The organism is Variovorax sp. UC122_21 (genome assembly GCF_044056785.1).
Taxonomy (GTDB): domain Bacteria; phylum Pseudomonadota; class Gammaproteobacteria; order Burkholderiales; family Burkholderiaceae_C; genus Variovorax.
Genome location: NZ_CP172003.1, coordinates 1,843,012 through 1,860,905, shown reverse-complemented (window position 1 = coordinate 1,860,905; position 17,894 = coordinate 1,843,012). Strand labels below are relative to the sequence as shown.

At 64.7% G+C, this 17,894-nt stretch carries 16 protein-coding genes and 2 pseudogenes; 13 read left to right on the top strand and 5 right to left on the bottom strand.

Annotated elements, in window-relative coordinates; translation table 11 throughout:
• Positions 1-4: 4 nt before the first annotated feature.
• The gene (locus ACHMXE_RS09575) at positions 5-1,348 is read right to left on the bottom strand and encodes a DUF3100 domain-containing protein (protein ID WP_203207717.1); all 1,344 of its coding nucleotides are present in this window, start codon (positions 1,346-1,348) and stop codon (positions 5-7) included.
• A 222-nt stretch (positions 1,349-1,570) separates the two neighbouring features.
• Complete coding sequence (locus ACHMXE_RS09570; RefSeq protein ID WP_203207718.1) at positions 1,571-2,089, bottom strand: Lrp/AsnC family transcriptional regulator; 519 nt, start codon at positions 2,087-2,089, stop codon at positions 1,571-1,573.
• 195 nt (positions 2,090-2,284) lie between these two features.
• Between ACHMXE_RS09570 and ACHMXE_RS09565 the strand changes: the two genes are divergently transcribed.
• From ACHMXE_RS09565 to ACHMXE_RS09530, 8 genes and pseudogenes are all read left to right on the top strand, one after another.
• The gene (locus ACHMXE_RS09565) at positions 2,285-3,301 is read left to right on the top strand and encodes a 1-aminocyclopropane-1-carboxylate deaminase (protein ID WP_203207719.1); all 1,017 of its coding nucleotides are present in this window, start codon (positions 2,285-2,287) and stop codon (positions 3,299-3,301) included.
• Between the two features lie 58 nt (positions 3,302-3,359).
• Positions 3,360-3,653 carry a hypothetical protein gene (locus ACHMXE_RS09560; RefSeq protein WP_395345830.1) on the top strand — a complete coding sequence of 98 codons (294 nt, stop codon included), beginning with the start codon at positions 3,360-3,362 and terminating at the stop codon, positions 3,651-3,653.
• 115 nt (positions 3,654-3,768) lie between these two features.
• The gene (locus tag ACHMXE_RS09555; RefSeq protein WP_395345829.1) at positions 3,769-4,800 is read left to right on the top strand and encodes a M14 family metallopeptidase; all 1,032 of its coding nucleotides are present in this window, start codon (positions 3,769-3,771) and stop codon (positions 4,798-4,800) included.
• A gap of 162 nt (positions 4,801-4,962) precedes the next feature.
• Positions 4,963-5,892 carry a branched-chain amino acid ABC transporter permease gene (locus tag ACHMXE_RS09550; protein ID WP_203207722.1) on the top strand — a complete coding sequence of 310 codons (930 nt, stop codon included), beginning with the start codon at positions 4,963-4,965 and terminating at the stop codon, positions 5,890-5,892.
• Between the two features lie 14 nt (positions 5,893-5,906).
• The gene (locus ACHMXE_RS09545) at positions 5,907-7,115 is read left to right on the top strand and encodes a branched-chain amino acid ABC transporter permease (protein ID WP_203204746.1); all 1,209 of its coding nucleotides are present in this window, start codon (positions 5,907-5,909) and stop codon (positions 7,113-7,115) included.
• A gap of 17 nt (positions 7,116-7,132) precedes the next feature.
• Positions 7,133-7,910 (top strand): annotated as a pseudogene (locus ACHMXE_RS09540) (ABC transporter ATP-binding protein).
• 1 nt (position 7,911) lies between these two features.
• Positions 7,912-8,688 carry an ABC transporter ATP-binding protein gene (locus ACHMXE_RS09535; RefSeq protein ID WP_057595015.1) on the top strand — a complete coding sequence of 259 codons (777 nt, stop codon included), beginning with the start codon at positions 7,912-7,914 and terminating at the stop codon, positions 8,686-8,688.
• A gap of 237 nt (positions 8,689-8,925) precedes the next feature.
• The gene (locus ACHMXE_RS09530; RefSeq protein ID WP_395345828.1) at positions 8,926-10,380 is read left to right on the top strand and encodes a cytochrome P450; all 1,455 of its coding nucleotides are present in this window, start codon (positions 8,926-8,928) and stop codon (positions 10,378-10,380) included.
• Between the two features lie 47 nt (positions 10,381-10,427).
• Here ACHMXE_RS09530 and ACHMXE_RS09525 read toward each other — a convergent pair whose 3' ends face one another.
• A complete protein-coding gene (locus tag ACHMXE_RS09525; RefSeq protein ID WP_203207724.1) occupies positions 10,428-11,486 on the bottom strand; it encodes a helix-turn-helix domain-containing protein in 1,059 nt (352 codons plus the stop codon).
• Between the two features lie 82 nt (positions 11,487-11,568).
• Between ACHMXE_RS09525 and ACHMXE_RS09520 the strand changes: the two are divergent.
• The 3 genes and pseudogenes from ACHMXE_RS09520 to ACHMXE_RS09510 all read left to right on the top strand — a co-directional run.
• Positions 11,569-12,589 (top strand): annotated as a pseudogene (locus tag ACHMXE_RS09520) (GMC family oxidoreductase); the annotation flags it as partial.
• Positions 12,590-12,754: 165 nt separating this feature from the next.
• On the top strand, positions 12,755-13,291 hold the full coding sequence (locus tag ACHMXE_RS09515) for a GMC oxidoreductase (protein WP_395347335.1): 537 nt from the start codon (positions 12,755-12,757) through the stop codon (positions 13,289-13,291).
• Between the two features lie 416 nt (positions 13,292-13,707).
• A complete protein-coding gene (locus tag ACHMXE_RS09510) occupies positions 13,708-14,025 on the top strand; it encodes a hypothetical protein (RefSeq protein ID WP_395345827.1) in 318 nt (105 codons plus the stop codon).
• A gap of 334 nt (positions 14,026-14,359) precedes the next feature.
• Here ACHMXE_RS09510 and ACHMXE_RS09505 read toward each other — a convergent pair whose 3' ends face one another.
• Positions 14,360-15,103, bottom strand: coding sequence for a hypothetical protein (locus ACHMXE_RS09505; protein ID WP_395345826.1), 744 nt, complete (start codon positions 15,101-15,103; stop codon positions 14,360-14,362).
• A gap of 571 nt (positions 15,104-15,674) precedes the next feature.
• On the opposite strand from ACHMXE_RS09505, the gene ACHMXE_RS09500 reads away from it, so the two are divergent.
• On the top strand, positions 15,675-15,875 hold the full coding sequence (locus ACHMXE_RS09500; protein ID WP_395345825.1) for a hypothetical protein: 201 nt from the start codon (positions 15,675-15,677) through the stop codon (positions 15,873-15,875).
• Between the two features lie 363 nt (positions 15,876-16,238).
• A complete protein-coding gene (locus tag ACHMXE_RS09495) occupies positions 16,239-16,946 on the top strand; it encodes an alpha/beta fold hydrolase (protein WP_395345824.1) in 708 nt (235 codons plus the stop codon).
• 3 nt (positions 16,947-16,949) lie between these two features.
• Here ACHMXE_RS09495 and ACHMXE_RS09490 read toward each other — a convergent pair whose 3' ends face one another.
• Positions 16,950-17,738, bottom strand: a complete 789-nt coding sequence (locus ACHMXE_RS09490) for a substrate binding domain-containing protein (RefSeq protein ID WP_395345823.1) — start codon at positions 17,736-17,738, stop codon at positions 16,950-16,952.
• Positions 17,739-17,894 lie beyond the last annotated feature (156 nt).

Below are 17,894 nucleotides of genomic sequence, written 5' to 3'. Positions count from 1 at the left end.
CCTGCTACACGGGCTTGTGCATGAAGAACTGCGCCACGACGGTGGCACCGAGAAAGGTGCCGGCGTTGGCCGCGAACGAGGTCACGACGATGCGCCAGCCGAGGCGGCGCAGGACGGGGACATCCTTGGCGATCGAAAGACCCGCGAACGCCAGGATCGGCGTGGCGAGTGCGAGGAAATTGATCTTGCCGGTCATGTCGGCGACGACCGCGGCTCCCGGAAATGCGGGATACGTCAACGTCATCCCCACGAGCGACACCCATACGACGGCGGGGACCTTGCGCCGGGTCAATCGGTACAGCATGTCGCCGACGATCACCACGGCGATCACGATGCCCATGCCACCCAGCACCGACGGATCGGAGGCTGCGGCGTGATAGGTGATCCAGTTTCCTCCGAGCGCGAAGATCGCAACGGCAATCCAGGTGAACAGGCGGGCGCCGAACGCAGGTGCGGCATGTTCCGAGTGCAGATGACCCGACAGATCCGAACTCTCGACGCTGGCCGAGGTGGTCCGGCCGATCCGGGGCTCGAGCACCTTGTAGAGCCAGGCCGTGAACGGCAAGGAGAGGAACAGCGTGAAGTAGGTGCCGACGGTGGTCGTGATCAGGTTGCTTGCCGCGGCGAAGGTGATGACCTCCTTGGCGACCTCGGGTGTCTGCTGCGCGGCGATCGACGCGGCCGCGGCCGCCATCATGCTGCCGGACCCCACGCCCGCCCCCATCGCCAATGCCAGCGGGTCGAAGATCTTGAGACTCGCCAGCACACCCGCGAGGATGGCCATGAAGATCGCTCCAAAGACCGCGGTGGTGAGGTATTCGGCGAGAACGCCGTGTCCCTCGGGCGATTGCATTCCGTATTTCTCGCTGATGATCGCCAGGCTTGGTTCCCTGCCCACGGAGAAGGTGGCACCCACCGCCTGACGCTTGATGCCTAGCAGCAATGCGATCGGCAGTCCCAGGACCATGGTCCCGAAGAAATGTCCGAACTCCTGGAACACGAGTGCCCATCCCGCGGCCGCGAGTTTCGGGATCGAGCCGCCCACCAGCAATCCGAGCTTCGCGATGAACATCAGCAACGCGGGCTGAAGAATGGTTGCGGCCAGGCCCTGCATGTCGGTGGTGACTCGCAAGGCGGGAGGCATCCGATGCTGGAGCAGCCCCAGCGTCGCTCCCATGAGCAAGGCCCATAGCAGGGGCAACAGCACGATCCGCGCCGGTCCCAACTGCAGGCTGATGTTGCCGATGAACTCCGCCAGGAGCACGAGCACCAGCGCGATGGTGTAGAGGCGAAGGCGGCCATTGCTCGCGCTCGCCAGGGGGACAAAACCAGTCAGATTCTCAGCCATGCAATGTTCCTCATTGATCTTGGATGCGTGCAGCAAGCCCTGGAGATCAAGGCGTTGCCAGGCCGGGAATCGTAGTTTTGATGGCTTTGAATGTGCTTGCGTAATTCCTTCGAACGACAAACGAAAAAGACTGAAAAACGATCTTCTCTCGATGAATGTTTGGAGCGATATGCAGATATCGACGATTCATTGCGCGTCGAGAATGAAAGTTCTTTTTCGATGCTAGACGGGCAGGTACGTGGTCGACAGAACCTGCTTGAGCACCATGAAGGTACGGATCTGCCGAACGCCGGGCAGATACAGCAGCTGCTCCGCGTGGAGGCGGTTGTAGCTTTCGTTGTCGCGCGTTCGCACGAGCATGAAGTAGTCGAACTCGCCGGTCACGACGTGGCATTCCAGACAGCCCGAAACCTTGTGCACCGCCTCTTCGAACGCGGTGAATGAATCCGGCGTCGAACGATCGAGCATCACGCCGATCATCACCAGCGTGCCTACGTCCAATGCCTGGGGATTCAGCAGCGCGACGATCCCCTTGATGAGCCCGAGCTCCTTCAGCCGCTCGACCCTGCGCAGACAGGCAGGGGCACTGAGGCTCACCTTCTCCGCGAGTGCCACGTTCGAAAGGGACGCATCCCTCTGCAACGCTTTCAGGATGGCTCGGTCGGTGCGATCGAGCTTGTCGAGGCTGGGCACCGCTTCGACATTCTGGCGAAGAACTTTTGTTGCGCGTTTTTCAGGCATGGCGAACTTAAATTAGTTGAATATCGATTTTTCAAATTATTGATTTTGCCTTTGCTATTTTATTTGCAATCCTTGTTCAGGGGAATATCTCTAAGATTCTCATCGTCCGCTGTTTGGTATCGAGGTGTGCGCGATGCATGCGTGCTTCGCGAACGAGATGCACGGATCCACTTTCAACCAACCCAAGTCATGGCCATGAATCTGAACAAGTTCCCACGCTATCCACTGACCTTCGGCCCGACGCCGATCCATCCGCTCAAGCGCCTGAGCGCCCACCTCGGCGGCAAGGTCGAGCTCTATGCGAAGCGCGAGGACTGCAACAGCGGCCTCGCCTTCGGCGGCAACAAGACGCGCAAGCTCGAGTACCTGATCCCCGAGGCGCTCGAGGGTGGCTACGACACGCTGGTGTCGATCGGCGGCATCCAGTCGAACCAGACCCGCCAGGTGGCCGCGGTGGCCGCGCACCTGGGCCTGAAGTGCGTGCTGGTGCAGGAGAACTGGGTCAACTACTCCGACGCGGTGTACGACCGCGTGGGCAACATCGAGATGTCGCGCATCATGGGCGCCGACGTGCGGCTCGACGCGGCCGGCTTCGACATCGGCATCCGCAAGAGCTGGGAACAGGCGATGGAGGACGTGCGCGCCGCCGGCGGCAAGCCGTTCCCGATCCCCGCGGGCTGTTCCGAGCATCCGCTGGGCGGCCTGGGGTTTGTCAGCTTCGCCGAAGAGGTGCGGCAACAGGAAGCCGAGCTCGGCTTCAAGTTCGACTACATCGTGGTCTGCGCCGTGACCGGCAGCACGCAGGCCGGCATGGTTGTCGGCTTCGCGGCGGACGGCCGGGCCGACCGCGTGATCGGCATCGACGCCTCGGCCAAGCCGCAGCAGACCTTCGAACAGATCCTGCGCATCGCGCGCAACACGGCCGAACTGGTCGAGCTGGGCCGCGACATCACCGAGCAGGACGTGGTGCTCGACCGCCGCTTCGGCGGCCCCGAGTACGGCCTGCCGAACGAGGGCACGCTGGAGGCGATCCGCCTGAGCGCGCGCTTCGAGGGCATGCTGACCGACCCGGTGTACGAGGGCAAGTCGATGCACGGGATGATCGAGAAGGTGCGCCTGGGCGAATTCCCGGCCGGCTCGAAGGTGCTGTATGCGCACCTGGGCGGCGTGCCGGCGCTCAACGCCTACAGCTTCCTGTTCCGCAACGGCTGATCCACAGCACCGAGCACGTGCTGGCCTTCCTGGCAGCGTCACTTCAAGGAGCGTCGAGGTGAAACCACTGGATGCCGCATCGATAGAGGCCCTCGACCAGTCCATTCAGGAGCTCATCACGTCCTGGAACGACGTGATCGAGCGCCTCCTCTCAACCTGTGGAGCGGATGAGGGCGGCCAGCGCGTGCGGATGCTGCTGAGCCTGCTGCTGAACGACATCAGCCGGCGTCGGATCGAATTGACGGGCGCGGCGCTCCTTCTTCCTGCCAGGCTGGAACTGGACCGTGCAGTCCCCTCCAACGCGCTGACCGCCGCCCAGATCCGCGACTTGATGGCCATCGCGTGCATCTAGCAGCGCTCGAGTCCCGAGCGGCTTGCGCTTCAAGAGAACAAAGGCTTTTCATTCATGACTTCGGCCATCGAGCAGCACTTTTCACAGACCTACGAAGAAGCACGCGGGGAAATTCTTGCTCGCATCCGACGAAGCAGGACTGCCGCTTCAATGTAGAGAGCATCCGAAGCGCGGACGCGACGGAGAGTTGCTCGCGATGGACATCGCGAGGTCCGGCGCTCCGGAGGCGACCAGCCTGCTGATCATCAGCAGTGGATGCCACGGCGTCGAAGGCTTCTGCGGGTCGGGCATCCAGTCGTTCATGCTGCGCGACATGCAGTGGCAGCGCTTCGCCAAGCAGGCAGGCGTTGCCGTGCTCTATGTCCACGCACTCAATCCCCATGGGTTTTCCTGGTGGCGGCGCACGACGCACGAGAACGTCGACCTCAATCGCAACTTCATCGATTTCAGCGCGGCACTTCCGCCCAACGAGGGCTACGACGAGATCGCGGACTGGCTGGTGCCGGACAGCTGGCCCCCGGCACCCGAGGTTGCGCTGGCGCTCGATCGCTATGTTAAAGCCCACGGCCATGCCGCCTACCAGGCCGCCGCGTCCGGCGGGCAGTATCGGCATCCGGACGGCATCTTCTACGGCGGGAACGCGCCGACCTGGAACAACCTCGTCGTACGCCAGCTTCTTCGCGAGCATGCGTCGAAGGCTTCGAAGCTGGCATGGATCGACATCCATACGGGCCTGGGACCGAGCGGCGTGGGCGAGAAGATCTTCGGCTGCCGGCACGACGATGCAAGCATCGCGAGGGCCAGGTCATGGTGGGGAAAGGACGTGACCCAGCTGGACGATGGCAGCTCCACCTCCGCCCCGCTCCAGGGCCTGCTCTGGCACGCCCCGCATGAAGAATGCCCGCATGCCGAGTACACGGCGATGGGCCTCGAGTTCGGAACGGTCGCCATCGACGAGATGATCGATGCGCTGCGCGCCGACCAATGGCTCGAGAACCATCCGGATTGCTCGAGCGAGCAACGACGGATCGTCAAACATCAGATCCGGGATGCGTTCTACACGGACACCCTCGCATGGAAGGAACAGGTCGTGGAACAGGCCATGAGTGCCGCCACCCAGGCCGTCATCGGCATGACTCGCGTCTGAGCGGCACACGCCTCGGCCAGGCGCCGGCCGCGCATCGGTGCGAACGGCTGAGCGCATCGATTCGACTCCTTCTCCCACCTCTGCCATGCAGAGCGATCGAGCGAGAGGATCGATTCCAACACTAAAAGAAAAAGCGCATCGTCGGGTGCGCCCGGAGACTTCATGGAGCAGTTTTTCCAACAGATCATCAACGGTCTGGTTCTCGGCAGCATGTACGCCTTGATAGCCTTGGGCTACACCATGGTGTACGGCATCATCAATCTGATCAATTTCGCGCACGGTGAAGTGCTCATGGTGGGGGCGCTCACGAGCTGGTCCATCATCGGGCTCATGCAGTCGTCGATGCCCGGCACGCCGGGCTGGCTGATATTGATCATCGCGCTGGTCATCGCGTGCGTCGTCGCCGCCACGCTGAACTTCGTGATCGAGAAGGTCGCCTACCGGCCGCTGCGCAACTCGCCCAAGCTCGCACCGCTGATCACCGCCATCGGCATGTCGATCCTGCTGCAGACGCTGGCGATGATCATCTGGAAGCCCACCAACAAGGCCTACCCGACCCTGCTGCCCTCGGACCCCATCCACATCGCCGGCGCCGTCATCTCGCCGACGCAGGTGATGATCCTCGGCGTCACGGCCGTCTCGCTGGCCATCCTCATGTGGCTGGTCAATTACACGAAGCTCGGCCGCGCGATGCGCGCCACCGCCGAGAACCCGCGCGTGGCCGCGCTGATGGGCATTCGCCCCGACATGGTCATCTCGGCCACCTTCATCATCGGTGCCGTGCTCGCGGCCATCGCGGGCGTGATGTACGCCTCCAACTACGGCATCGCGCAGCACGCGATGGGCTTTTTGCCCGGCCTCAAGGCCTTCACCGCGGCCGTGTTCGGCGGCATCGGCAACCTCGCGGGCGCGGTCGTCGGCGGCCTGCTGCTGGGGCTCATCGAAGCCATCGGCTCGGGCTACATCGGCACCCTCACCGGTGGCGTGCTCGGCAGCAACTACAGCGACATCTTCGCGTTCATCGTGCTGATCGTGATGCTCACGCTGCGCCCGGCCGGCCTGCTCGGCGAACGCGTGGCCGATCGCGCCTGAAGGAGCTTGCCATCATGAAGAACAGCAAGAACCTCGCGCTCTACCTGGTCGGCGTCATCGCCGTGCTCGCGCTGCCGCTGCTGCTGCAAAGCCAGGGCAATGCCTGGGTGCGCATCGCCGACATCGCACTGCTCTACGTGCTGCTCGCACTGGGCCTGAACATCGTGGTCGGCTATGCCGGCCTGCTCGACCTGGGCTACGTCGCCTTCTTCGCGGTCGGCGCCTACCTCTACGCCCTCATGGGCTCGGGCCACCTGTCGGAGACCTTCGAGTGGTTCAAGGCCACCTTCCCGAACGGCCTGCACACCTCGCTGCTGATCGTGATACCGCTGGCCTTCGTGTTCGCGGCGCTGCTCGGCGTGCTGCTGGGGGCGCCCACGCTCAAGCTGCGCGGCGACTACCTCGCCATCGTCACGCTGGGCTTCGGCGAAATCATCCGCGTGTTCCTGAACAACCTCGACCAGCCGATCAACATCACGAACGGTCCCAAGGGCATCACCTCGATCGACTCGATTAAGTTCTGGGGCCTGGACCTCGGCAAGGCCTGGAAGTTCGACGGCTTCACCATCTCCTCGGTCACGCTGTACTACTACCTGTTCCTCGCGCTGGTGGTGGTCACCATCGTGATCTCGCACCGCCTGCAGGTCTCGCGCATCGGCCGCGCCTGGATGGCGATCCGCGAGGACGAGATCGCCGCCAAGGCGATGGGCATCAACACCCGCAACATGAAGCTCTTGGCCTTCGGCATGGGCGCGAGCTTCGGCGGCGTGTCGGGTTCCATGTTCGCGGCCTTCCAGGGCTTCGTCTCGCCCGAGTCGTTCAGCCTCATGGAGTCGGTGATGATCGTCGCCATGGTCGTGCTCGGCGGCATCGGCCACCTGCCCGGCGTGATCCTGGGTGCCGTGCTGCTGGCGGCCCTGCCCGAGGTGCTGCGCTATGTCGCCGGCCCGCTGCAGGCGCTGACCGACGGGCGCCTCGACGCTTCCATCCTGCGCCAGCTGTTCATCGCGCTGGCCATGATCGTCATCATGCTGGTGCGCCCGCGCGGCCTGTGGCCCTCGCCCGAGCACGGCAAGACGCTCCAGCGCAAGGGCGGCGTGCCGGTCGATCCGGCCCATGCCGCCGTGGCGCCGGGCTCGCTGCAGACCCACGCACCGGGCGTCGACACCCCGGCCGACGAGCTGCCCGGTGCGGCCTCGCGTCCCATGTCGATCAATCCGTGAGCGAGGAGACGCATCCCATGAGCAAGGCAGACACCATCCTCGACGTTCGCGGCATCTCCAAGCGCTTCGGCGGCCTGCAGGCCCTGTCCGACGTCGGCATCACCATCCAGCGCGGCCAGGTCTATGGCCTGATCGGCCCGAACGGCGCCGGCAAGACCACCTTCTTCAACGTCATCACCGGGCTCTACACGCCCGACAGCGGCAGCTTCGAGCTCGCCGGCAAGCCCTACCAGCCCACGGCCGTGCACGAGGTGGCCAAGGCCGGCATCGCGCGCACCTTCCAGAACATCCGCCTGTTCGCCGAGATGACGGCGCTCGAGAACGTGATGGTCGGTCGCCACATCCGCACCCGCTCCGGCGTGGTCGGCGCGATGCTGCGCACCAGCTCCTTCAAGGCCGAAAGAGAAAGCCATTGCGCAACGCGCGCAGGAACTGCTCGACTACGTGGGCATCGGCAAGTTCGCCGACTACAAGGCGCGCACGCTGAGCTACGGCGACCAGCGCCGCCTGGAGATCGCGCGCGCCCTGGCCACCGACCCGCAGCTCATCGCGCTGGACGAGCCCGCGGCCGGCATGAACATGACCGAGAAGGTCCAGCTGCGCGAGCTGATCGACCGCATCCGCCGCGACGACCGCACGATCCTGATCATCGAGCACGACGTGAAGCTGATCATGGGCCTGTGCGATCGCGTCACGGTGCTCGACTACGGCAAGCAGATCGCCGAAGGCACGCCGGCGGACGTACAGAAGAACGAAAAGGTGATCGAGGCTTACCTCGGCACCGGAGGACATTGAGATGAGCGCAGCAGTGCAAACCCAAGAGGAAGTCGCGGCGGGCGCTTCGCAACGCAAGGCCGCGGGCAAGGTGTTGCTCAAGGTCAGCGGCCTGAAGGTGGGCTATGGCGGCATCCAGGCCGTCAAGGGCGTGGACTTCGAGGTGCGCGAGGGCGAGCTGGTCTCGCTGATCGGCTCCAACGGCGCGGGCAAGACCACCACCATGAAGGCGATCACCGGCACGCTGCCCGCGGGCGCGGGCGACATCGAGTTCCTGGGCCGCAGCATCAAGGGCCGCGGCGCCTGGGACCTGGTGGGCGAGGGCCTGGTGATGGTGCCCGAGGGCCGCGGCGTGTTCACGCGCATGACGATCACCGAGAACCTGCAGATCGGCGCCTACATCCGCAAGGACAAGGCCGGCATCGCGAGCGACATGGAGCGCGTGTTCGTGACCTTCCCGCGGCTGCGCGAGCGCAAGGACCAGCTGGCCGGCACGATGTCGGGCGGCGAGCAGCAGATGCTGGCCATGGGCCGCGCGCTGATGGCGCGCCCCAAGGTGCTGCTGCTGGACGAACCCACCATGGGCCTGTCGCCGATCATGTGCGACAAGATCTTCGAGGTGGTGCAGGCCGTGGCCGCGCAGGGCGTGACCATCCTGCTGGTCGAGCAGAACGCCAACCGCGCGCTGCAGCTGGCCGACCGCGGCTACGTGATGGAGTCGGGCCTGATCACCATGTCGGGCGATGCCAAGGGGCTGCTCAGCGATCCGAAGGTGCGCGCGGCGTACCTGGGGGAGTAGGCTTGCGCGACGGTCCCGGCGGCCGTGCAACGAAGGGGGGGTGCAGGCATTGCGAACTTCGCATTGCCGCCCGAAACTTCGCAGAGCCTTCGGCCTTCGGCTCGTCCTGCCTTTCCAATGGCCGGACTGTGACTCGTCGGGCTTCCTCGTCTGCTTCTGTCCCTGGTCATCTCTCGAATCCCATCCGGTCGACCGCGGTGACCGCCAGGTGCGCGTTGAACTCACTCCCCGAAGAAAATGACATCCGATATCCGCAAGCCCCCTGCCGCGAACACGTCGGAACGCATTCGCGCCGTTTCCGACCTGCCCGGCCCCGAGGGCATTCCCATCCTTGGCAACGCTTGGCAGATCGATCCCTCCAAGGCTCGCCGGCAGTTCGAGCGATGGGCGGCCGAGCATGGCACGCCCTTCCGTCTGAAGCTGGGCCCGAAACAGGTCGTGGTCTGGGACAGCCACCATGTCGCCCAACAGTTGATGCGCGACCGGCCCGAGCGATTTCGCCGCGGAGGGCGCATTTCGGAGGTCCTGGATCAGATGCGCATCGGCGGTCTGTTCGCCGCCGAGGGCGCGGCCTGGTTGCCTCAACGCAGGATGGTGATGCAGGCCCTGAACGGAACGCACTTTCCGGCGTTCTTTCCTGTCATGCGCACGATCGCGCTGCGCCTGCATCGACGGCTCGCGCGACTGAGCGACGAAGACCAGGTCGTGGATTTGCTGGAAGAACTCACCGGCTTCACCGTGGATACCGTCTGCGCCCTCGCATTCGGCTCGGACCCCGACACCATGGAACAGGGCCCGGACCGCATTCAGCAGCACCTGAAAAAGATCTTCCCGATGTTCATGAAACGGTTGCTCGCGCCGCTGCCGTACTGGAACTGGTTCAAGCTGCCGCAAGATCGCGCGCTGGATGCGGCGCTCGATGAGGTCCATGGCTTCGTCCGCGGCCTCATCGACCACGCGCGCCAAGAGATTCTGGCGAATCCCGCGCACCCCGCCACGAACCTGCTGCAGTCCATGCTGATGGCGCAGTCGCACGCATCCGCGGAGGGCGGCGACGCCCGGTCGCTGTCCGACGATGCCATCGCGGCCAACGTGCTGACGCTGTTGCTGGCGGGCGAAGACACGACCGCCCACTCCCTGGCGTGGTCCATTCCCCGTCTTTGCGCGGACACGGCCTTGCAGGAGGAGCTGGCCGTTCAAGCGAGCACGCTGATGGGCCAGGACGTGGTCTGCGCCGACTATGGGTTGCTGAAGCACTTCGACCTCTTCGAGGCCGTGGTGACCGAGTCTCAGCGCCTGCAGCCCGTGGTGGGCATGCTTTCATTCACGCCGACTTCGACGACGGTGCTCGATGGCGTCGAGCTCACACCGGACTGCATCGCGTACTTCATCACGGGCCCGGCCATGGTCGATGCGTCGAACTTTCACGATCCGCTGCGCTTCGACCCGCGACGCTGGCTCGAACGCAGGGAGGGGATTGCGCACGAGCCCCGAGCCTTTGTGCAGTTTGGTGCCGGGCCACGCGTTTGCCCGGGTCGCCATCTCGCAAGCGTGCAGATGCGGCTGGTACTGACGACCCTGCTGAGGAATTTCCGGATCGAGCTGGCGTGCGCGCCCGACGCGATCGAGGAGATCAACGCCTTCACCGTGATGCCGAGCCAGATGCCCGTGCGGCTGCGTCCCAGACGATGAATGCGCTCACGCGGGCCCGACCAGCCCCCAGCCGCTCCGCGGACCTGCTAGGTCTTGGCGATCGCGTCCCGGAGCTTCACTTCGTCTGATGCGATCGCCGCGAGTTCCAGCAGGACGCGTCGCTGGCTTTTGTCCAGCTTGCGCGGATGAAAATCGATGATGCAGATCGATCCCAGGGCGAAGCCATCGGGATCGTAGACGGGCGCTCCCGCGTAGAACCGGAAGTACGGCGCCTGGGCTACCGCGGGGTTCTGCGAGAAGCTCGAATGCGCAGCCAGATCGTCGACTTCGAAGACACCCGTCTGGAGCACCGTGTGATTGCAAAACGCCCAGCTTCGGGGGGTGTCGACCAGGTCAAGCCCTTGCCGGGACTTGAACCATTGCAGATCGGGCGTGAGAACGGTCATCAGCGCGATCGGGCTCTTGAGTCCCTCCGCCGCGAGCCAGGTCACTCGATCGAATGCCGCTTCGGCCGGCGTTGCCACGAGGCCCGAGCGCTGCACGGCCTGCAGCCGGCTCGCCTCGTTGGGTGCGACCGGGAAATCAGCGGCCGAAACCTTGGCGAGCAGATCGCGAGGATCGTCCACCAGGAGCTTGATCACGCTTGCCAGCGTCTTGCGTGACTCGAGACGCACATTCGAAGGCAGTGGCTCATCGAGCGTCTCGCCTTCGCGAAGGACCGCGAGAAAGTCCGTGTTCTTGAGCCGGCTGTCCATCGCGATGCTCTGCAAGAGCGCCACGCCCTCGCTTCTCCAGCCCTCGAGGTCCACCACGACGATGGCGGGTGGCCGGTTTCCCGCGACCACCGCGGCCGTCCAGGTGCTGGTCACGAACTGAGGCACCACATGGCCGATCTTCGCGAACAGCTGGCGAAAGAGCGGTGCCCGCTCCGCTGTCGTCACGACGAGGACCATTGCCGAGCCGGCATGCCCGGCCGCATGGGACTGGTCCATCAGAAGGTCCACGTCGGACCGGTGAACACGCCTGTGTCCCCCCGGCGTTTTCCAGGACGGGAGCCTGCCGCTTTCGATCAGGAGCTGGGCCGTACGAACGGATATGCCAAGCAGCTTGGCGGTCTCCGTGGTTGTCAGGACGCTGTCTTCCATCTGGCTCGATCACGAAAAGTAGGGGTTGTTCACGGGATCCGCGACACCCGAAGCTTAAGCGAGCGCGCTTTATGTCAATCGAATGTATTGCAAAGACCGTCCCAATTGGTCGTTTATTCGTGCAAATTTGATAGTTTTGATAATTTTGAAAGATACTCACGCCTACCCTTCGCCCGTCGCGAGAGGTGAGTCCAACCCTTCAGCACTACCAACCATGACCTCGACCAACGAACGCCCTCACACCCCTGCCATTCCTCAGACAGCTCCCGACGCCCACTACGATTTCATCGTCTGTGGTGCCGGCACCGCGGGTTCCGTGGTTGCCGGCCGGCTGGCCGAAAACCCGGAGGCGCGCGTCCTGCTCATCGAAGCCGGTGGCGATGACGAGCATCCGAATGTGCTCGAGCCCGGTAACTGGCCACTGAATCTCGGCAGCGATCGCGACTGGAATTTCGCGGGGGCTCCCAACCCGCATGTCAACAACCGGCAGATTCCCTTGAACATGGGTCGCGGCCTCGGCGGCGGCTCCAGCGTCAACGTCATGCTCTGGGCCCGCGGCCACAAGAACGATTGGGAAGACTTCGCGAGCGAGAGCGGTGACCCGGCCTGGGGCTACGAGTCCGTGCTGAAGATCTACCAGCGCGTCGAGGACTACTGGGGCACGCCCGATGCCGCCCGTCGCGGCACCGGGGGCCCGGTTCACGTCGGTCCCGCCCGGGAACCCCGAGCCGATCGCCCACGCCATGATCCGCGCCGCCAAGGATCTGGGCATCCCGACCTTCGACAATCCCAACGGAGAAATGATGGAGGGCCGTGGAGGTGCCGCGATCAACGACCTGATCGTCAAGAACGGGAAGCGCAATTCCATCTACCGCGCCTACGTGCATCCACGACGTGGTCAATCCAATCTCACCGTTCTGACCGACACCCTCGTCAGCCGCCTGGTGTTCGACGGCAAACGGGTCATCGGCGTGGAGACCGTGAAGGACGGCCGGACGCAGCGCTTCTGCGCGCACAAGGAGGTGGTGCTCTCGCTCGGCGCGGTGAACACGCCCAAAGTCCTGATGCAATCGGGCATCGGTCCCGAGGAAGAGCTGCGCCGCCACGGCATCCCCATCGTCCAGCACCTGCCGGGCGTCGGCGCCAACCACCAGGACCACGTGTCGTTCGCAGTCATCTTCGAATACGAGACGCCGCAGCCCGTGGGCCATGGCGGCTCCGAGGCAACGCTCTACTGGAGCAGCTCGAGCGGGCTGCGGCTGCCGGACATGTTCCATTGCCAGGTCGAGTTCCCGGTACCCAGCGCGGAGAATGCCTCGCTTGGCGTTCCGTCACATGGCTGGACCATGTTCGCCGGCCTCGCGCACCCCGAGAGCCGCGGCCGCGTCACGCTGTCGGGGCCGCGTGTGAACGACGCTCCGATCGTCCAGCCGAACACCTTGTCGGACCCGGCCGACCTGCGCGGCGCCCTGGAGAACATCCGGTTCGTGCGGGAGCTCGGTGCCCAGGCATCGTTCAAGGGCCTGGTCAAGGGCGAAAGTCTTCCGGGGAAGCTGGATGCGAAATCGCTGGAGAACTATGCGCGCAATGCCGCCGTGACCTACTGGCACCAGTCGTGCACGGCCAAGATGGGCCGTGACGCAATGTCCGTGGTCGACGGAAAGCTCCGGGTGTATGGCGTCGAAGGTCTGCGAATCGCGGACGCATCCATCATGCCCCACGTCACGAGCGGCAACACCATGGCACCTTGCGTCGTCATCGGGGAACGTGCGGTCGAGGAAATCCGCGCGAGCCACGGCATCTGAGTCCCTCCATCCATCCTTCATCCACCTCCTGGAACAAATCAATGACCACCCAGCGAACCTTGAGCATCGTTCTTTCCATCTTCGGATTCATCGGCCTCGCGAAGGCCAGACCTATGAGGGCGTGACCCACATACGATCGGAGCGGCCTCGCGCTGCCGTTTCGGCCGAAGCGCGCACGGCAGCCAGGTCTCCCGACGCGGGAGAGGCGTCCTACGCTGTCCACTCGGCCGTCCGCGTCCACCAGTCGAGCCGGGCCGACGTCATGCGCTCCACCGCCGAAGCCGCGCGCGCGGGCAATCGATACGGGACCATGCGGGCGCTGGCGTGCTGAGCTTGCGAGATGGAAAGTGGACCCACGACGCAATGCCCGCTCAGGCAATGACATCGACCCCCCGGGCTGGAGGAAGCAGCAAGCAATGAATGTTGCGGTCGTGAGTCATGTGTCCGCATCCACCGCCTTGACGGCGATCCTCCTGGAAGAAGCGGACATCCATGTGACCCACTTCCAGGCGCCTGCGCCCTTGAAGATCGCCCTGCAGAGAGCGGAATTCGGGGCGGTATTGCTCGAAGACCATGCAGACCATCTCGACGGCTGGCTCGCAAGCCTCCAGGCCGACCGGCTGGTGCAAGTTCCATGCATCGTCGTCGGGCCTCGGGACCCAGCCGCATGGCCCTGGCGCTGCAGAAGGGCGCGCACCGACTATGCCATCGTCGATGTCGATGCAGATGGCTGATCTGCCGGCTGCGCGCGCGGGTCAAAGCCCAGGCAAGAGGTCGCCCCGAGTCGCTGCGTGTCGGACCCCATGAACTGCATGCCGGCACGCAGACGCTCGTCTCGCCATCCGGCGAGACAGGCCTCACGTCGCGCGAGTTTGCGCTTGCCTGGATGCTCTTCGAGAACTTCGGCAGAGTGGTCGACCTGCGCACCCTGTGCGCCGAGATCGGGCCGCTCCGCGGACATCGGCAAGCGCGCGCTCGAGCAGCATGTCTACAAGCTGCGGCGCAAGCTCGGTGCGGGTACTTCGCACGCCTGCCACCGACTCCGGATCCAGACGGTCTAGGGATCGGCTACAGGCTGCCAGCTGTAGAGCGCGCGGCCAGCGGCCTAGCTGGCATCCTCGTGCCAAGCCAGGCCAGGTGGCGTGTCCGTCGGGGCCTCATCGAAATGCTCGCGGTGAGTTCCTTGCCAGGGTCGAGCGATGGGCTACTCCCCCAACGTTGCGCCACGGCGGCAATGCTTTCGCGGCCCGGCGACTGCTGAAGTTCGGCCCGCAGGCCCGCCATGCGAAGTTGCCGAATAAGTTGGCCGGGAGAGCCGAGATGCGTCCGGAACGCCATCTGCAGCGCGCGTTCGGTGACTTCGATGTGTGCCGCCACACGCCGAATCGTCAAGGTGCTCTCGTCCAGGTGATCGAGCATGAACTGGTAAGCCCGGCGGTAGCGCGTCGGCAAGCGCAGAAAATCAGCGCCCGCTTCGCAGGCGCGCTCTTCGACGTTCCAGGAAGCGCGAATACGGCAGCCGGTGCAGCTCGCAACGCAGCCTCGACATGGCCTGGGCTGCGTACTGCCGGAAAGAACGCAATGCCTCCGCATGCTTGCCCTGCATCGCATCCAGCTCGAGGCACAGTACGCCAACTCCATCGCATGGCGATGATCCCGATGGCGCGCGGCGTCGGTCGCCAGCGGCCCGAGCACATCGATCGCCGCGTGCGCCCGCCCTCGATCGACAAGCACGAGCGCCGCCTCGACGCGGGCGGCCTCTTCCACCCGGCCGATGCGTCGATCGCGCCACCAGTTCAGTTCGTCAGACATCCGCGCCACTCCGGCCATCGATTCGATCGCCGGATCCGCCAGCGCGGCGAGGGAAGTCGAGCCGGCGCGATATCAGGGGCGTTGCCGACAATCCAGCCGAAGCCGTTCGCAATCGCCGCGCAGACATCTCCGATCCTGCGGGGCGACACATGTCCATCCCGGGCTCTTCGAAGCGGCGCAGCTGGCTGGTCATTTCCAGCTCGAGGCCGGCGACTTCGATCAATTGCCGCCACGCAGGGCCGACATGAACTGCCAGATCCGCGGCAAGCGCAAGTGTTCGCGAGGCGCGGCGCCGTTCTCCCGATGCCCTGCACCGCCTCGCCAAGGCCGGACAGTGCCTCCACGCGCAGCATCGCGGGCGCATCCTTGCTGTCGGCGACGACGTTGAAGCACTCCGCGGCTCGGCCGAGCCTGTTGAGAGAAAGAAGCAGGCAGCCGCGGTCCATCGAGGAAAACCAGCGCGCCTGGTCCCGCGGAAGTCTCCGGTAGAGGCGAAGCTGACTCTGGAACAGTTCCTCGGCATGCTCCTCGCGCCCTGCCGCGAGCAAGGCCTGGCCCATGAGCTGGCCCAGTGCCGCCCATCGGTTCGGATCCGGTGCGCGCAGGCCCGCTCGAGCCGCGTGAGGCCGATGCGCAGCGCGTCATGGATGTCGCCGGCCCGCACCGCACGGGTGACATCGCCATCGCGTTCGTCGCCGCGCAGGCACGCCATTGCAAGCAGCAAGATCAAAGCAATCCTCTTCTTCCGTTCTATCGGGCCGGACGATGCTAGGCGGATCGGGCAGCGGGCAGGCTCACATCCTTGCGATGGAATCCTCGCGAAAACTCAGGAGATGCAAAAGGCTGTATTGCAGTCCGCATCGCATGGGTTCGCTTGTTCGCATATCGCTTCGCTGCGCGGGCCGCAGCGCGCTCGCGGATGGCGTCTCATCGGGCATCCCCTTTTGAAAAAGCGATCCAATGAAAATCATCCATGCACAGCCAGTGATCGAGTCGATGCACCAATCAGCATTGCTGCGCTACCGCGTCGGCACGTCGCACGGGAACATCGCCGTCGCCGAGATCGGCAAGGGCGAGACCACGGTGATGTTGCATCCACGGCAATTCTTCCTGCGCAAAAGTTTTCGAGCACCAGTTGCTGGGGCCGCTTTCCCGCAGCTGCCGGCTCGTCGCCTTCGACTTGCCCGGTCACGGAGACTCCGACGATGCCATCGACCCCTATCGCACCTACACCCGACCCGGTTTCGCCGCCGCGGCCATCGAACTCAGCCGACTCATCTCGGTGAGCAACCCCATCGTCGTTGGCTGGTCCTTGGGCGGCCATATCGCCATCGAGATGATGGCAACGCTGCAGAACCTGCGTGGCGTCATGGTCTGCGGATCACCGCCGATCGGGCCGGGTCAGGCAGCCAGAGGCTTCACTTCGGCCGCGCACGCGGGCCTTGGCAGAAAGCGGTTTCTTTCGGCTTCGGAGAGGGCGGATTTCGCGCGCGGCATGGCGGGCGAACCGACGCCCTCCTTCCTGCTCGACGCGATAGCGCGTTGCGATGGGAGATCGCGCGAAATTCTGTTCAAGGCCCGGGACGCGGGCGCAGGCATCGATCAGCGCCGCATGGTGGAGAGCAGCGGAATTCCCCTTGCGGTCGTCAATGGCGCCGACGATCCATTCGTCAACATCGATTTTTTCGACGAGGTCGCCTATGCCAACCTTTGGGAAGCGCGGTGCCATCGACTGCGAGGCGTTGGCCATGCGCCGTTCTGGAGTGGGCCCGACCTGTTCGCGCCGTTTCTCGAGCGATTCGTTCGGGACGTCCAAACATCCGCAAGCGTCGTGCGTCCCTGACGCTCATCCATTGGCGTTCTCGCTGTTCAACCACGGATCGCCATCCGACGCACCGAACATGGCGAGCAGATATTCATGCGTGAGCCACACCGCCGAAGATGCCGCCTTGCTGGAAGGCATGCAGAGCCACACGGTTCGGGCGGGAAGACTCCACTGCGGCAACACCCGCTCGAGCGCGCTTTCGAGCAAGGCATCCTCGATGACGAACGAAGGCAAGCAGCACACGCCCAATCCCGCCAACGCACCCGCATAGGAGAGATGGGTGTTCGAGCTGCTCAGCGCGGCTCTCACCCCAGGATCGAATCGATGCACATGCCCGGCACCGCCATCGGAGTCCGCGGCATCGCGACGGAGACTCAGCGTCTGGCTGCTTCCCGCGGCCGCGGGCCGCAGGAGCAATGCATGGTCGGCCAGTTCGCGAGGATGACTGGGTCGGCCATGCCGATCGAGGTAGTCGGGCGCGGCACACATGACCGTCCTGCTCAGGGCCAGACCTCGCACGTCATGGTCGCCCCTGGGCGGATGCCGCCTCAGCGCGATGAGCAGGTCTGCGCCCAACTTCGTCCGTCCAGCATGCACCGACGTATCGACATCGATTGCAATGCGCGGGAACAAGGCATTGAAGCGTGGAAGATGCTTCGTCAGTTGATGAACGGCGAAGTCGATCGGCGCCCGCAGCCGGACGACACCTTGCGTTTCGCGTCGGGCCTGCCAGGAGGCGCTGTGGGGCAGGGTCGCTTCGCCTACGCGGGCTCGCGCATCGCCCAGATACTGGATTCCCTTGTCCGTCAACTCGATACGGCGTGGCGCGCGATGGAACAGCCTGGCGCCGAGCCGCGCCTGAGGGTTCGGACAGTTTGCTCGCCGCGGCGGCAGGAATCCTCTCCATCGATACGTCGTCGCTGGCGAGCCCGCATGCATCGACGATTCGAAGGTACTCCCGCATCG

What these genes read in the sequence shown, in the direction of transcription:
- ACHMXE_RS09575 (WP_203207717.1), bottom strand. Translation starts at nt 1,348, where the DNA reads ATGGCTGAGAATCTGACTGGTTTTGTCCCCCTGGCGAGCGCGAGCAAT.
- ACHMXE_RS09570 (WP_203207718.1), bottom strand. Translation starts at nt 2,089, where the DNA reads ATGCCTGAAAAACGCGCAACAAAAGTTCTTCGCCAGAATGTCGAAGCG.
- ACHMXE_RS09565 (WP_203207719.1), top strand. Translation starts at nt 2,285, where the DNA reads ATGAATCTGAACAAGTTCCCACGCTATCCACTGACCTTCGGCCCGACG.
- ACHMXE_RS09550 (WP_203207722.1), top strand. Translation starts at nt 4,963, where the DNA reads ATGGAGCAGTTTTTCCAACAGATCATCAACGGTCTGGTTCTCGGCAGC.
- ACHMXE_RS09545 (WP_203204746.1), top strand. Translation starts at nt 5,907, where the DNA reads ATGAAGAACAGCAAGAACCTCGCGCTCTACCTGGTCGGCGTCATCGCC.
- ACHMXE_RS09535 (WP_057595015.1), top strand. Translation starts at nt 7,912, where the DNA reads ATGAGCGCAGCAGTGCAAACCCAAGAGGAAGTCGCGGCGGGCGCTTCG.
- ACHMXE_RS09530 (WP_395345828.1), top strand. Translation starts at nt 8,926, where the DNA reads ATGACATCCGATATCCGCAAGCCCCCTGCCGCGAACACGTCGGAACGC.
- ACHMXE_RS09525 (WP_203207724.1), bottom strand. Translation starts at nt 11,486, where the DNA reads ATGGAAGACAGCGTCCTGACAACCACGGAGACCGCCAAGCTGCTTGGC.
- ACHMXE_RS09515 (WP_395347335.1), top strand. Translation starts at nt 12,755, where the DNA reads ATGTTCCATTGCCAGGTCGAGTTCCCGGTACCCAGCGCGGAGAATGCC.
- ACHMXE_RS09510 (WP_395345827.1), top strand. Translation starts at nt 13,708, where the DNA reads ATGAATGTTGCGGTCGTGAGTCATGTGTCCGCATCCACCGCCTTGACG.
- ACHMXE_RS09505 (WP_395345826.1), bottom strand. Translation starts at nt 15,103, where the DNA reads ATGTCTGACGAACTGAACTGGTGGCGCGATCGACGCATCGGCCGGGTG.